Origin of the sequence: Thiocapsa sp. C2-2m (assembly GCF_041903745.1) — a bacterium.
In the GTDB taxonomy this organism is placed as follows: domain Bacteria; phylum Pseudomonadota; class Gammaproteobacteria; order Chromatiales; family Chromatiaceae; genus Thiocapsa; species Thiocapsa roseilacustris.
This window is the reverse complement of record NZ_JBBWVD010000003.1, coordinates 52,885-66,026: the sequence shown is the minus strand read 5'-3', so window position 1 is coordinate 66,026 and position 13,142 is coordinate 52,885. Positions and strand designations below refer to the sequence as shown.

Here is a 13,142-nt window from a genome sequence, read left to right as displayed (position 1 = left end):
GAATCAAAGCCTACACGAACCCAAGGCTGTCGCTGCGCTTACCGAATTTTCAAGCTCGCCAATCCAATCAACACCAGAACCACCGTCACAATCCAGAAGCGGACGATGACGCGCGGCTCGGGCCAGCCTTTGAGCTCGAAATGATGGTGAATCGGCGCCATGCGGAAGATGCGTTTGCCGGTGAGCTTGAAGGACATCACCTGCATCATCACCGAGATGGTTTCGACGACGAAGACGCCGCCCATGATGAAAAGGACCAGCTCCTGGCGCGCCGCCACTGCAACCACCCCGAGCGCGGCGCCCAAAGCCAAGGCGCCGACGTCGCCCATAAAGACCTGCGCCGGATAGGCGTTGAACCAAAGAAAACCCAAACCCGCGCCGACCAGGGCACCGCAGAAGACAACCAGCTCGCCGACCTCCGGGATGTGCGGGATCAGGAGATAGCTGGAGATCGGTCCATGGCTTGCGGCATAGACGAAGATCGCCAATGCGCCGGCCACCAAGACCGTCGGCATGACGGCGAGGCCGTCCAGACCATCGGTCAGGTTCACTGCGTTGCTGGCCCCGACGATCACGAAATAGGTCATTAGGATGAACCAGGGCCCGAGTTGGATCGAGACGTCCTTCAGGTACGGAATCAGCAGCTCGGTCTCCGCCGGCGAGCCTGCCGTCACATAGAGCGCGATTGCCGCCGAGAAACCCGCGACGGTTTGCCAGAGATACTTCCAGCGCGCCGCCAATCCACGCGGATTGCGAAGCACCAGCTTCTTGTAGTCGTCCACCAAGCCAACCAGGCCGAACGCGAGTGTGGTCAGGAGCACGATCCAGACATAGCGGTTGTCCAGATCGGCCCACAACAGCGTGCTGACCACGACCGCGACGAGGATGAGTGCGCCGCCCATGGTCGGTGTCCCGGCCTTGGACAGATGACTCTGCGGGCCGTCGTCGCGCACCATCTGACCGACCTTGTAGGCGCGCAGGCGGGTGATCATCGGTCGGCCGACCAGCAGAGCGATCGCGAGCGCCGTGAGCACGCCCATGATGGCGCGCAGAGTCAGATACCGGAAGACATTGAATCCGGTCTGAAACTGCGACAGCCATTCGGCAAGGGAAAGCAACACCTAACTCTCTCCTACGGCGCACAGCGCCTCGACGACCTGCTCCATCCGAGCGGAGCGCGAACCCTTGACCAGGATACGGTCGCCTGCGGACATCTCGGTCCGCAGTGCACACACCAGATCCCCCTGGTCGGTAAAGTGGCGTGCGCCGTCGCCGAAGGCGGACGTCGCCGACGTGCTCAGGACACCCACGCTGAACAGACGATCGATGCCGGCCTCGCGCGCGATCTCGCCGACCTCGCGGTGCAGGGCCTCGGCCTCCGAACCCAGCTCGGCGAGGTCCCCCAGGACCAGCCAGCGCCGGCCCGACAGGCCCGCAAGGACCTGAATCGCAGCGGCGATGGAGTCCGGGTTGGCGTTGTAGGTGTCGTCGATGACGCCGACCTCGCCACAACGAAGGGGACAGAGACGGCCCTTCACGGGCATCAGCGTCGCAAGACCCGCCTGGATCGCGGCCGGCGCGATCCCGAGCGCCAGTGCCGTCGCAGCGGCGGCCAAGGCGTTGCGGGCGTTGTGCTCGCCGGCCAGACGCAGGGTGATCGGGATCGCCCTGCCCTCGTGATGCGCCACGACATGAGTGCTGAAACCCGCCTCGGTCCACTCGACCCGGATCGCCGAGCGATCCGCCCGGAGGTCGGTATCGCCCTCCAGTCCGAACGTCATGGTGCGACGACCCGCGGCCAGCTCGCGCCAGAGACCCGCGTACGGGGAATCGCCGGCGAACACGAAAACCCCCTTGCTCGGCAGACCTCGGGCGATCTCGCCTTTAGCGCTGGCAACGCCGTCGACGCTGCCGAAGCCCTCCAGGTGAGCGCGTCCTGCATTGGTGATGAGGGCGACATCGGGACGGGCGATGTCGGTCATATACCCGATCTCGCCGTGGTGGTTGGCGCCCATTTCCAGGACGAGAAAGGTCTCGTCACGGGCGCTCAAAAGGGTCAAGGGCATCCCGATATCGTTGTTCAGATTGCCGCGGGTCGCGCGAACGTTGCCGACCTGATCGAGGATGGCAGCAACCATCTCCTTCACCGTGGTCTTACCATTGCTCCCCGTGATGGCGACGACCCGTCCGGGGAAGAGGTCGCGCCAAGCCGCAGCGAGGGCCCCGAGCCCGGCGCGGGTGTCCTCGACGATCCACTGGGGTAGGTCCAACGGGAGCGGGTGATCGACCATCGCGGCGACGGCACCCGCGGCGCGGGCGGCGGCGACATGGTCATGCCCGTCGAAGCGCTCGCCGCGCAGGGCGACAAAGAGCTGGCCGCTGCAATCGGCACGGCTGTCGGTGCCGACCGAGACGAAGCGGCGATCCTCACCTTCGAGACGGCCACCGGCATGAGCAACAGCTTGAGCAAGGGACCACATCACCGACAACCCTCCTGCCATTCCCGCAGGGCCTCGACCACCTGGGCGCGATCGCTGAAGCGCACCTTGAGCTCACCGATCTCCTGGATCGTCTCGTGACCTTTACCGGCCACAAGCACGGCATCCTCGATGCCGGCCAGGGTGATCGCGGTGCGGATGGCGATGGCGCGCCGGCGTCGCACCCGCACGCGCCCCGGATCGACGACCCCGGCGAGGATATCCGCGACGATTGTCTCACCGCACTCCCCGCGCGGGTTGTCGTCTGCGAGGATCACCTCGTCGCTCAGACGCTCGGCAATGGCACCCATGACGGGGCGCATGGCGGGATCACGCTCGCCGGCGCAGCCGAAGACCGTGAAGATGCGTCGCGGACCGTGTTTCCGCAGATTCACCAGCGCCGTTTCAAGTGCGGCCGGTGTCCGGGCCTCATCGACCACGATCAGCGGCGTGCGCGCGTCGCCGAAGCATTCCATGCGCCCGGGCACGCCCTGGATGCGGCTCGACTCCCGTGCAGCGCGCTCGAGCGGAAGGCCGCGCGCAAGCAGCACGGCCATGACGGCGAGAAGATTGGCCGCATTGAAGGCGCCGATCAGGCCGACGGCGAGATCCGCCTCGGAACAGGCATCGCGCGCCTCGCAGGCGACGCGCAGACGCAGCCCCCTCGGCATCGGCGCGATCGATCGGGCACGGATGCAGATGTCGCATGCCGCGAGAAGGTCATCATCGGGCGGCTCCGCGGTCGGATCCGCAACGAACCCCGCAACCCCGACCCCGACGGGCAGAACGCTCAGGATCGTCTTCGAAAACGGATCGCTCAGATTCAGGACCGCCCACTTCAGACCCGGAGACCTGAAGAGGCGCAAAACAGCCTCGGCGATAGCCGGCGACTCGGACGTGTCGCTCGTGTCACATGTTCCGCCGAGATCGACACCGTCGAGCCCGGTAAACAGCGCATGGCTGAAGTGAAGGTCCTCCGCTCTGGAGCGCACGAGCGCGTCGAAGGAGACCTCGATGGCGACGGCCCGCGCACCCCGTGTGCAGAGTCCATCGAGCGTTGTCTCGAGACTGCACAGGTCGCGGTCGCCTGTCGTTTTGAGGTCGCCGGGAAACCCATAGCCGACGCTGGCGATGACGCCGCAAGGCAACTCGACGGCCAACACCTGAGCGAGCGCGTGGGCGACGCTGGTCTTGCCGCGCGCCCCGACAACAGCGAAGGTCTCCGCGCAAGCGTTCGGCGAGCCAAGGACGCGGTCCGCCATCATGGCTTGACCTCGCGTCGTGCCAGAAGCATCGAGGGCTGCGGATCATCCGGCGGGACATTGAACAGACGCAGGGCGCCTTCCATGACCTTCTGGAAGACGGGCGCGGCGACCAATCCGCCGTAGTAGGCCTTGCCCTTGGGCTCGTCGATCATCACGGCGATCACCAGGCGCGGCGAACCCGCCGGCGCAAAACCGGCGAACACCGCCTGATAGCGCCCGCCGCCATAGCCGGCACGCCCTGCGGATTTTTTGGCCGTTCCGGTCTTTCCGGCAACCCGATAGCCGGTGATGGCGGCACGTCTCGCGGTGCCTTGATCGGAGACCACCGTCTCCATCATCGCCCGCACCTTGCGCGCCGTTTCGGCGCTGAGGACGCGTGTCTCCTCGCCCGCACGCGCAGGCGACGCGGGATCTTGCCTCAACAGGGAGACCGGGCGCTTGATGCCGTCGGCAGCCAACACGCCATAGGATTGCGCCAGCTGCAGTGCGGTCACCGACAACCCGTATCCGAAGGCTTGGGTCGCATGCTCGAAGACGCGCCACGTCGAATGATGTCGCAGCACGCCCCGGCTCTCGCCCGGCACGCCGACAGCGGTCGCCTGGCCGAAGCCGAGCTGGTCGTAAAGACCCCAAAGATCACCGTAGCTCATCATCTGCGCGATCTTCACGACGCCGACGTTGCTCGATTTCGTGATGACGCCGGTCGTATCGAGGTTGCCGTAATTGCGCACGTCCTTCACGGTGTTGCGCCCGACCGCCATCGACCCGCCCCGTGTCGCGATCGTCGTCGTCGGCTTGATCAAACCACGCTCCAGTGCGGCGGCCACGACGAACGGCTTGATCGTCGAGCCCGGCTCCATGACGTCGGTTACGGCACGATTGCGGCGACGCTCGCTGCTGCCGCCGCGCTGGGCGTTCGGGTTGTAGCCGGGCTGGTTGACCATCGCGAGGATCTCGCCGGTCTCGACATCCAAGGCCACCAGCGTCCCGCCGACCGCCTTGTGCTCGGCAACGGCGGCCTTGAGCTCGCGGTAGGCGAGGAACTGAAGGCGTCGGTCGAGGCTGAGCGCGAGATCCGCGCCTTGGCGCGGCGCACGGACCTGCTCGATCTCCTGCACGATCTGTTGGCGACCGTCGCGAATGACGCGACGCAGACCCGGCTCGGACTTCAGCCAGGAGTCGTACGCAAGCTCGATACCTTCCTGGCCCGTGTCGTCGATGTCGGTAAACCCGAGGACGTGCCCGAAGACCTCGACACCCGGGTAGAAGCGACGGTACTCGGTCTCGAAGTCCACGCCACCGAGATGGTGCTCGGCGATGACCTGTCGCACCGCGCGCGCTTCTTCGAAGCTGACGCGCCGCTTGAGGTAGATAAACCCGCGTTCGGAGGTCGCGTCGAGCCGTTCCTGCAGCGCCTTCGGCTCGAGCCCCAACGCCACGGCCAACGGCGGGATCGCATCGCGTCGCTCCACCAGCTTGCGCGGCTCGCCCCAGACCGTTTCCACCGGGGTGCTCACCGCCAGAGGCTCGCCGTTGCGGTCGGTGATCATGCCGCGACGCGCGGCAATCTCGCCCACACGCAGATAACGGCGCTCGCCTTCGCTACGCAGATACTCGGTCTCGACGACTTGACGATAGAAGACCGCCGCCGAGAGGACGACGAAGGCGCTCGACAGAACACCGACCAACAGGCGACGACGCAGCGCGAGATTCGGCCTGGCTTGCCGCGGCTCCGGACGTCGGGCTCGGCGGTTACGGGTAGACACGGCCGACCTCCTCGATCATCAAGACATCCTCGAACCTTGGATTGAACATGCCCAGCTGGTCCCTGGCCTTGCGCTCGACCCGAACGTGCGTCGAGAGCGCAGCCTCCTCGAGACGGAGCCGATTCCACTCCACGTCGACGGCGTCGCGTTGGGCGCGCAGCTCCTGCAATTGACCGAAATGGATCCGCGTCTGGTACTTGGTGTACACCACGGCGATCGCCGATAGGGTGACGGCCAAGACCAACCCGACCAGAATCCAAAGCGGGCGGGCACTCAAGCGAGACGCTCCGCGACGCGCATGATGGCGCTGCGTGCGCGAGGATTGGACGCGACCTCGGCGGGCGAAGGACGCACCGGCTTACCGAGGATGCGCAAGCGCCCGCGCGATTCCTCGGCGGTCACCGGAAGGCCCTTGGGCAGAACGGGGCCACGCGACTCCGTGCGCATGAAACGCTTGACGATACGGTCCTCCAGGGAGTGAAAACTGATGACGACCAGCCGTCCGGCGTGCGCCAGGATGTCGCAGGATTGGCGCAGGCAATCCTGAATCTCCTCGAGCTCGTCGTTGATCCGGATGCGCAGGGCCTGGAAGGTCCGCGTCGCCGGGTGCTTGCCGGGCTCGCGCGTCGGCACCGACCGCGCGATCAAAGCGGCGAGCTGGGTCGTTGTCGTCAAGGGGCCCTCGCTGCGCTGCGCGACGATATTGCGCGCGATCCGTTTGGCGAAACGCTCCTCCCCGAAGTCGAACAGGACTTGGACGATCTCGGCTTGGGGGGCCTGGGCCAGCCATTGCGCCGCCGATTCGCCGCGGGTGGGGTCCATTCGCAGGTCCAGCGGACCTTCGGAAGAAAAACTGAAACCGCGCTCCGCCGTGTCGAGCTGAGGGGAGGACACCCCGAAATCCAACAGCATGCCGCAGAGGTTGCCCTGAACACCGATGTGCGCGAGCAGCTCGGTGATCGAGCCGAAGCGGCCGCCCACTATCGTGAAGCGCCGATCGGCACGCGCAAGCTCACACCCCGCGGAGACCGCCTCGGGATCGCGATCGATGGCGATCAGTCGCCCGGCCTCGCCGAGGCGCTCCAGAACGGCACGACTGTGCCCGCCGCGCCCGAAGGTGCCGTCGACATAGATGCCGTTCGGATCCACGACCAAGGCGTGCACACTTTCCTCCAGCAGAACCGGCAAATGTTGTTGGTGAGTCAAAGGAATGATCTAAAGCGTTAAGGAACCGAGCCCGGCCGCCATCGCCAATTCTCCGGTACCTGCATCGCCGAGCGCCGCTTCATTGCGCGCGTTCCATGCAGGCTCGTCCCAAAGCTCAAACTTCGAGCCTTGACCGACGAAGGCGACGCGCTTCTCGAGCGATGCGAAATCACGCAGATATTGCGGCAGCAGGATGCGACCCTGGGCGTCCATCTCGACCTCCTGGGCGTTGCCGATATAGAGACGCTGGATCGCACGGGCCGTGCTGTCGAACGCAGGAAGCGCAGCGAGTTTTGCCTCGATCAGCTCCCACTCGGGCTCCGGGTACAGAAGGAGGCAGCGGTCACGGTCGACGGTGACGACGAGCTGGGAGTTGCACGACGACTGCAGCCGCTCGCGGTATTTTGCAGGCACCGCGAGACGTCCTTTGACGTCGAGATTGACGATGAAGACCCCCCGAAACACGGCCGCTCCACGTGGTGACTTGCGCCCGGCGACTCCTTCCCCAATTCCCCACTTTCCCCCACTTGGGCCTCATCTTAGAGCCGCCCAAGGGGATCGTCAAGGTGATGCGTGCCGTTAATTCTTGACAGACAGCAACTTAGATGCGGCGCCACAGGCACAGCATAACCTCGCGGAATACATTTGTTTTCATGCAACTAAAGGGTAAAGCTGAAGAGGTTTACAGGAGAGACTCAAACGACGGGAATCCGGCAGCACGGCTGCCGTCGGTCGGATCCCGGGAAGGGCCCGGGTAAGGGTCTGGGAGCCGGCCTGTAAGCCGGGTTCTGTCGAAGACAGTCATTCATCTGGGACGTACGTCACCGTACGCCTCGAGCGACCTACCCGGGGGCACGCGCGGGCCGCGCGCTGCAGCACTGGGCTGCATGCCCCCCTATTTGGTCTTGCTCCGGGTGGGGTTTACCCTGCCGCTGCTGTTGCCACCAGCGCGGTGCGCTCTTACCGCACCATTTCACCCTTACCTCCCGTCATGAAGACGGGATCGGCGGTATCTTTTCTGTGGCACTTTCCGTGGACTTGCGCCCCCCAGGCGTTACCTGGCACCCTGCCCTATGGAGCCCGGACTTTCCTCCCTCGCCGCGAACGACGAGCGCGACTGTCCGGCCGACTCCCAGCCAGTAAGTATAGCGCTTACCGAGGCTTCCGGTCTCGGTCGATTGCGAGCGCATGCCGCACCGGCAGGCTTTATCACCCGTCGTCCGTCGCGGCGACGCCATGACCCAAATCCAGGGCGAGGCCGAGGCGGTAGAGCGCATTCTTCTTGAGGCCGGTCAGGCGCGCCGCAATCGCCACGGCCTGAGCCAGAGGTAGGGTCTCGCCGAGGATGCGCAGGACCCGCTCCGCCTCGGCCCGGTCCGGATCATCCGTATCGGCGTTCCCCTCGACCAGAACGACCAGCTCGCCGAGACGTTGCTCGGCGTCGCCCTCGAGGCGCTGTGCCAACTCGGACGCGGTACCGACGAGGAAGGTCTCGAAGTGCTTGGTCAACTCGCGCGCCAGGACCAAACGCCGTGTCTCGCCCAGTGCCTCGCCGAGATCACGCAGGGTGACGAGGATCCGCTTGCCGCTCTCGTAGAGGATCAGCGTGCCCCGCTCCCCCTTAAGCTCGCCGAGCCAGGCAAGGCGATGCGATCGGGTGCGCGGGGGAAATCCGACGAATAAAAAGCGGTCGCTCGGTAAACCCGCCGCCGAGAGGGCGCAGATGGCAGCATTGGCGCCCGGAACAGGTACAACGGCCAAACCACGCTCGCGCGCCGCGACCACGAGGCTGAACCCGGGATCGCTGATCAGGGGCGTCCCCGCATCGGAAACGAGTGCGATGCTGCGGCCGGTCTCGATCTCGGCGAGGAGCCGAGGCGCAACACTGGCTTCGTTGTAGTCATGATAGGCCACGAGCTTCGAGGAGATACCGAAATGGGTCAGCAGACGAAGCGTCTGACGGGTATCCTCCGCGGCGATCAAATCAACCTCGCTTAACACCTTACGTGCCCGATCGGTCATATCCCCGAGATTGCCGATCGGCGTGGCGACCACGTATAGTATCCCCGTTGACTGCTGCACCCTGCCTCCCGACATTTCGAACCGGAACGGATCATGCTCAAGAATCGCGTTGACCACCGTCCCCTGTCCACTCCCTTGACAGCGATCGCCCTGCTCGTTGCGATTTCACTGACCGGATGCGCAATCGATCCCACCCGGGACGAGGCCCGCCTGCTGGCGCCGGTCGCAGGGGAGCCTCTGAGACAAGCCGATGCGCTCGCCGCCCAAGGCCAGGCGCAAGCGGCGGCCGAGGCGTATCTCAAGATCGCCAAGGGAGCAACGCCGCCCGCTCGCGAGCAGCTCCAGCTGAAGGCGATCCGTGCCTACCTTGCTGCGGGCGACACCCGGCAGGCCCAACAGATCATCGGCGAGGTCTCGCGCCCGGCGCTCACGAGCGGTCAACGCGAGCTGATGTTGCTCATCGAAGCGGATCTCGCCCTCTTGGACGGACGCGCCAAAGATGCGATCGCGCGGCTCCAGTCCGTCCAGGTTCAAACCTTGCCGAAGGATTTAAAGATCCAACGGCTCGGGACACTCGCGTCGGCCCAGCGTCTCGCCAACGATCCAGTCGCCTCGGCCGAGTCGCTGATCGCGCTCGATCGGCTGCTCGACAACGAGGATGCACGGCTACTGAACCAAGTGTCTTTGGTGACGACCTTGAGCTCAATGAGCAGCGAGCAGCTAAGCAAGCTCGCACGCAGCTCGACCGGTGCCACGAAAGGCTGGGCGGAGATCGCGCTGTCGGCGCACAACGCAGGCGCGGATCCTGCTGAATTCCAGACCCGCTATCGTGAAGAGCACTCCAAACGGCTCGGCCATCCCGCCCATCCGAAGTTGGCCGAGGCGTACCTCAAGATCCTGTCCGGGGGTTACGCCTCGGGCGACAGCGTGGCGGTCATGCTCCCGCGCGGGGGACGCTTCGCGGGCGCAGCCACTTCGGTGAAGGAGGGCATCGAGGCCGCCAGCCGAGCGGACAGCAGCGGCAAGCGACCGGCGCTCGAGTTCATCGACAGCACCCAAACGGGGCGCGCGCGCGCCATTCACGCGAAGGCCGTGGAGGGCGGCGCGGACTATGTGATCGGCCCGCTCGAGAAGGAATCGGTGGATAGCCTCGCGGCCGGCCCTGCGCTCGCGGTGCCGACGCTGGCCCTGAACCAGACGACCCGCGACAGCCAGCCCGCAGCGAATCTCTTTCAGTTCTCGCTTTCGCCCGAGAATGAGGCGGCGGAGGTCGCCAACAAGGCCGCAGCGATGGGTCTGAAGCGCGCCGCCGTGTTGTATCCGGAAGGACCGTGGGGGGCACGTCTGGCCAGTGCATTCCGCAACCAGTGGCGCCGACTGGGCGGAACACTGGAGGCTGAAGCCGTCTACAGCCCGACGGCGCGGAGCTTCGAGAAGACGGTGACCGCCCTTCTCGGCAACTCGCAGGCGGATGTCGTCTTCCTGGTCGCGACCAACGAGCTCGCGCACAAGCTGTACCCGCAGATCCGGCTGAGCGCAATGTCGGTGACGGTAATGTCCACCTCGCACGTCTACTCGGGCGTCTTCGATCCGAATCGCGACCGGGTGCTGGCAGGTCTGTATTTCGTCGATATCCCGTGGATGCTGGACAGTCGCGCAGAGGGAGCCCTGTCGCGGCGACGCCTGAGCGGATCCTCCTTCGAGGTCGCCAATCCGCTGGCCCGTCTGTATGCGATGGGGATCGACGCCTATCGCATCACCCCGCGACTGCCGGCGTTGGCGAAAAGTCCGGGCGCCTTTTATCCGGGACAAACCGGCGGCCTCTCGATCGACGCACTTGGCCGCATCCAGCGCCAGCTCGCACTCGGACGCTTCGGCGAAACGGGCGTGCTCGAGGCCGGGAAACCATCCGACACGCCGGCAACGGAAACCCCTTGAACAGCGACACGCGGCGCCCGCCATCGGGGACGACCGACCAAGCAGCCGGAACCCGGGGTGTCGGCGACGCCAAGGAGCGGCTCGCCGAGGACTATCTGAAACGCCGACATCTGCAACCCATCGCGCGTAATCACCGCTGCCGCTTCGGTGAGATCGACCTGGTAATGCGCGACGGCGAAACGTTGGTCTTCGTCGAGGTTCGGTATCGACGCTCGGACCGCTTCGGATCCCCGGCCGAGACCATCGACCGACGCAAGCAACAGCGTTTGACGGCTGCCGCGAGCCATTATCTTCAAGCCCACCCGACCCTGTTACCCTGTCGATTCGACGTCGTCGCGGTCAGTGGCGGAGACCGCATCGAGTGGATCAAAAATGCCTTTGCCGTTGAATCCTAAATCCCCCTTCAGTCGCCTCATGCGAACGCCGCTCGATCAGATCGGCGCGGTCGTACGCTCGATCGCTCGACAAGGGCGCACCGCAGCGGCCCTGCTGCTGCTCGGTGCGACGCTCCTGTCCGGCTGCGCGCCGATGCTCTTCGGCGCAGCCGCCGTCGGTACCGCCGCGACGATCCACGACCGACGCCCGGCGAACGTCATCCTCGACGATCAGCAGATCGAGCTGGAGGCGATGAGCGCACTGATCGGCAATGCCGAAATCAGGGGCCGCTCCCAAATCTCGGTCACCAGCTACAACCGCACACTATTGCTCACCGGCACGGCCGACACGACCGAGGTGGCACAAGAGGCCGCGACGCGGCTCAGTCACATCGGAAAGGTGCAGCGGGTCGTCGACGAAATCAGGGTCGGCCCTCGACTCGATATGCAGCGTCAGGCCGAAGACACCTTCATCAGCGGCCGCGTCAAGACGGATCTGATCGGCGTACGGCTGCCCGGATTCGATCCGACCCGGGTCAAGGTGGTCACCAAAGACGGCGTGGTCTTTCTGATGGGGCTAGTCAGCCCCGCGGAGGCCGATGCCGCTGCGGAAAAGGCCAGTTACGTGCCCGGCGTAGAGCGCGTGGTGAAACTCTTCGAGTATGTCGACGACACAAACAACACCTGATCTGTCGTCGGGGTTCCTGAAGAGCCTTGCGCGGATCGCCGGCGCCGGATGCCTGCTCACGGATCCGGCCGATTGTTGGCCCTATGGATACGACAACAGCAGACTCCACGCACTGCCCCGAGCGGTCGTCTTCGCCGCCGACGAGGCGCAGATCACGGCGCTGGTCAGGCTCTGCCGCGACGCCGGCGTTCCGCTCGTCGCACGAGGACGCGGGACCGGCACCACCGGGGCGACGGTTCCGGACCGCGGCGGCATCGTGCTCTCCTTCGAGCGCATGAACGCCATCCTGCGCATCGCACCGGAGGATCGCCTCGCCGTTGTGCAGCCCGGGGTGCTCAACGAGCAGCTCCAGCAAGCGGTCGGCGCCTTCGGGTTCTTCTGGCCGCCCGATCCCACCAGTGCGGCAAGCTGTACCGTCGGCGGGAATCTCGCCTACAACTCGGCGGGGCCGCGGGCGGTCAAGTACGGGACACCGCGCGAGAACACGCTCGGGCTGGTCGCCGTCAGCGGTCGCGGGGAGCGACTGCGTACCGGCGTGCTCACGACCAAAGGCGTGGTCGGCTACGACCTGACCCGTCTCATCATCGGCTCTGAGGGTACCCTCGCCCTGATCACCGAAGCCACGCTGAAACTCACCCCGCTGCCCGAGGCAAAACGCACGCTGCGCGCCGCCTATGCGGATATCCACGCGGCCGCGGCAGCCGTTTCGGCGATCATGTCGCAGCCCGTGATCCCCTGCGCCCTGGAGATCATGGACGCCGCGGCGATCCACACCGTCCGGCGCCATGCCGGGCTCGACCTGCCCGAGGGCATCGGCGCGCTCTTGATGATCGAGGTCGACGGACCCGCCGCCTGTATCGATCAGTCCGTCACCGCCGTCGCCGCAGCCGCCGACCATGCCGGCCTGATCGAGCTTCGCCGGGCAGACTCGGCCGAAGAGGTGACCGCGCTCTGGACGATACGCAAGGCGCTTTCCCCGGCCTTGCGCCATATCGCGCCGAAGAAGATCAACGAGGATGTCGTCGTCCCGGTCTCGCGCATGGGCGAGTTCATCGAGGGCCTCGAGCGGCTATCGCGAGAGAGTGGCGTGCAGATCGTGAACTTCGGCCATGCAGGCAACGGCAACATCCATGTGAATCTCTTGATCGACCCGGACGACTCGACCGCCGTCGCGAGCGCACATCAGTGTCTGGACGCAATGTTTTCGCTCGTGCTGCAGCTCGGCGGCACACTCTCGGGCGAGCACGGTGTCGGGATCGCCAAGCGCGACTTCGTCGACCGCGAGCTCGAGGCGCCCGTGCTTCGGCTGATGCGCGACATCAAGCGCCAATTCGACCCGGCCGGGATACTCAATCCAGGGAAAGGCTTTCCGGAGACCGCCGAGCCCACTGCAACAAATCGTTGAT

The 13,142-nt window shown here is 65.6% G+C and carries 12 protein-coding genes and 1 other RNA gene; 4 read left to right on the top strand and 9 right to left on the bottom strand.

Annotated elements, in window-relative coordinates; genetic code table 11:
- Positions 1–38 precede the first annotated feature (38 nt).
- The 9 genes from mraY to rsmI form a co-directional block, all read right to left on the bottom strand.
- Positions 39–1,121 carry a phospho-N-acetylmuramoyl-pentapeptide-transferase gene (gene mraY, locus AADX97_RS02995; RefSeq protein ID WP_374231513.1) on the bottom strand — a complete coding sequence of 361 codons (1,083 nt, stop codon included), beginning with the start codon at positions 1,119–1,121 and terminating at the stop codon, positions 39–41.
- Complete coding sequence (murF, locus tag AADX97_RS02990) at positions 1,122–2,480, bottom strand: UDP-N-acetylmuramoyl-tripeptide--D-alanyl-D-alanine ligase (protein WP_374231775.1); 1,359 nt, start codon at positions 2,478–2,480, stop codon at positions 1,122–1,124.
- Complete coding sequence (locus AADX97_RS02985) at positions 2,480–3,742, bottom strand: Mur ligase family protein (protein WP_374231512.1); 1,263 nt, start codon at positions 3,740–3,742, stop codon at positions 2,480–2,482. The genes murF and AADX97_RS02985 overlap by 1 nt, the downstream gene beginning before the upstream one ends.
- The gene (locus AADX97_RS02980; RefSeq protein ID WP_374231510.1) at positions 3,739–5,508 is read right to left on the bottom strand and encodes a peptidoglycan D,D-transpeptidase FtsI family protein; all 1,770 of its coding nucleotides are present in this window, start codon (positions 5,506–5,508) and stop codon (positions 3,739–3,741) included. Before AADX97_RS02980 ends, AADX97_RS02985 begins: the two co-directional genes overlap by 4 nt.
- The gene (ftsL, locus tag AADX97_RS02975; RefSeq protein WP_296701281.1) at positions 5,495–5,785 is read right to left on the bottom strand and encodes a cell division protein FtsL; all 291 of its coding nucleotides are present in this window, start codon (positions 5,783–5,785) and stop codon (positions 5,495–5,497) included. Before ftsL ends, AADX97_RS02980 begins: the two co-directional genes overlap by 14 nt.
- Positions 5,782–6,723: a 16S rRNA (cytosine(1402)-N(4))-methyltransferase RsmH gene (gene rsmH / locus AADX97_RS02970; RefSeq protein ID WP_374231774.1), complete on the bottom strand. Its 942-nt coding sequence runs from the start codon at positions 6,721–6,723 to the stop codon at positions 5,782–5,784. The genes ftsL and rsmH overlap by 4 nt, the downstream gene beginning before the upstream one ends.
- Entirely contained in the window at positions 6,724–7,179 is a 456-nt protein-coding gene (gene mraZ / locus AADX97_RS02965; RefSeq protein WP_374231509.1) for a division/cell wall cluster transcriptional repressor MraZ, read from the bottom strand.
- Positions 7,180–7,475: 296 nt separating this feature from the next.
- Positions 7,476–7,847, bottom strand: an RNA gene (gene rnpB / locus AADX97_RS02960) — RNase P RNA component class A.
- Positions 7,848–7,923: 76 nt separating this feature from the next.
- The gene (gene rsmI, locus AADX97_RS02955) at positions 7,924–8,796 is read right to left on the bottom strand and encodes a 16S rRNA (cytidine(1402)-2'-O)-methyltransferase (RefSeq protein WP_374231508.1); all 873 of its coding nucleotides are present in this window, start codon (positions 8,794–8,796) and stop codon (positions 7,924–7,926) included.
- Between the two features lie 33 nt (positions 8,797–8,829).
- Between rsmI and AADX97_RS02950 the strand changes: the two genes are divergently transcribed.
- From AADX97_RS02950 to AADX97_RS02935, 4 genes are read left to right on the top strand one after another with little or no spacing between them, the layout of a single operon-like run.
- A complete protein-coding gene (locus AADX97_RS02950) occupies positions 8,830–10,674 on the top strand; it encodes a penicillin-binding protein activator (RefSeq protein WP_374231507.1) in 1,845 nt (614 codons plus the stop codon).
- Positions 10,671–11,069 carry a YraN family protein gene (locus tag AADX97_RS02945; RefSeq protein ID WP_374231505.1) on the top strand — a complete coding sequence of 133 codons (399 nt, stop codon included), beginning with the start codon at positions 10,671–10,673 and terminating at the stop codon, positions 11,067–11,069. Before AADX97_RS02950 ends, AADX97_RS02945 begins: the two co-directional genes overlap by 4 nt.
- 19 nt (positions 11,070–11,088) lie before the next feature.
- On the top strand, positions 11,089–11,736 hold the full coding sequence (locus tag AADX97_RS02940) for a BON domain-containing protein (RefSeq protein ID WP_374231504.1): 648 nt from the start codon (positions 11,089–11,091) through the stop codon (positions 11,734–11,736).
- Entirely contained in the window at positions 11,711–13,141 is a 1,431-nt protein-coding gene (locus AADX97_RS02935) for an FAD-binding oxidoreductase (RefSeq protein WP_374231503.1), read from the top strand. The genes AADX97_RS02940 and AADX97_RS02935 overlap by 26 nt, the downstream gene beginning before the upstream one ends.
- Position 13,142 lies beyond the last annotated feature (1 nt).

Excerpts from the sequence above, each read along its gene's own strand:
- murF (WP_374231775.1), bottom strand. The coding sequence starts at position 2,480 with ATGTGGTCCCTTGCTCAAGCTGTTGCTCATGCCGGTGGCCGTCTCGAA.
- AADX97_RS02985 (WP_374231512.1), bottom strand. The coding sequence starts at position 3,742 with ATGATGGCGGACCGCGTCCTTGGCTCGCCGAACGCTTGCGCGGAGACC.
- AADX97_RS02950 (WP_374231507.1), top strand. The coding sequence starts at position 8,830 with ATGCTCAAGAATCGCGTTGACCACCGTCCCCTGTCCACTCCCTTGACA.
- AADX97_RS02940 (WP_374231504.1), top strand. The coding sequence starts at position 11,089 with ATGCGAACGCCGCTCGATCAGATCGGCGCGGTCGTACGCTCGATCGCT.
- AADX97_RS02935 (WP_374231503.1), top strand. The coding sequence starts at position 11,711 with ATGTCGACGACACAAACAACACCTGATCTGTCGTCGGGGTTCCTGAAG.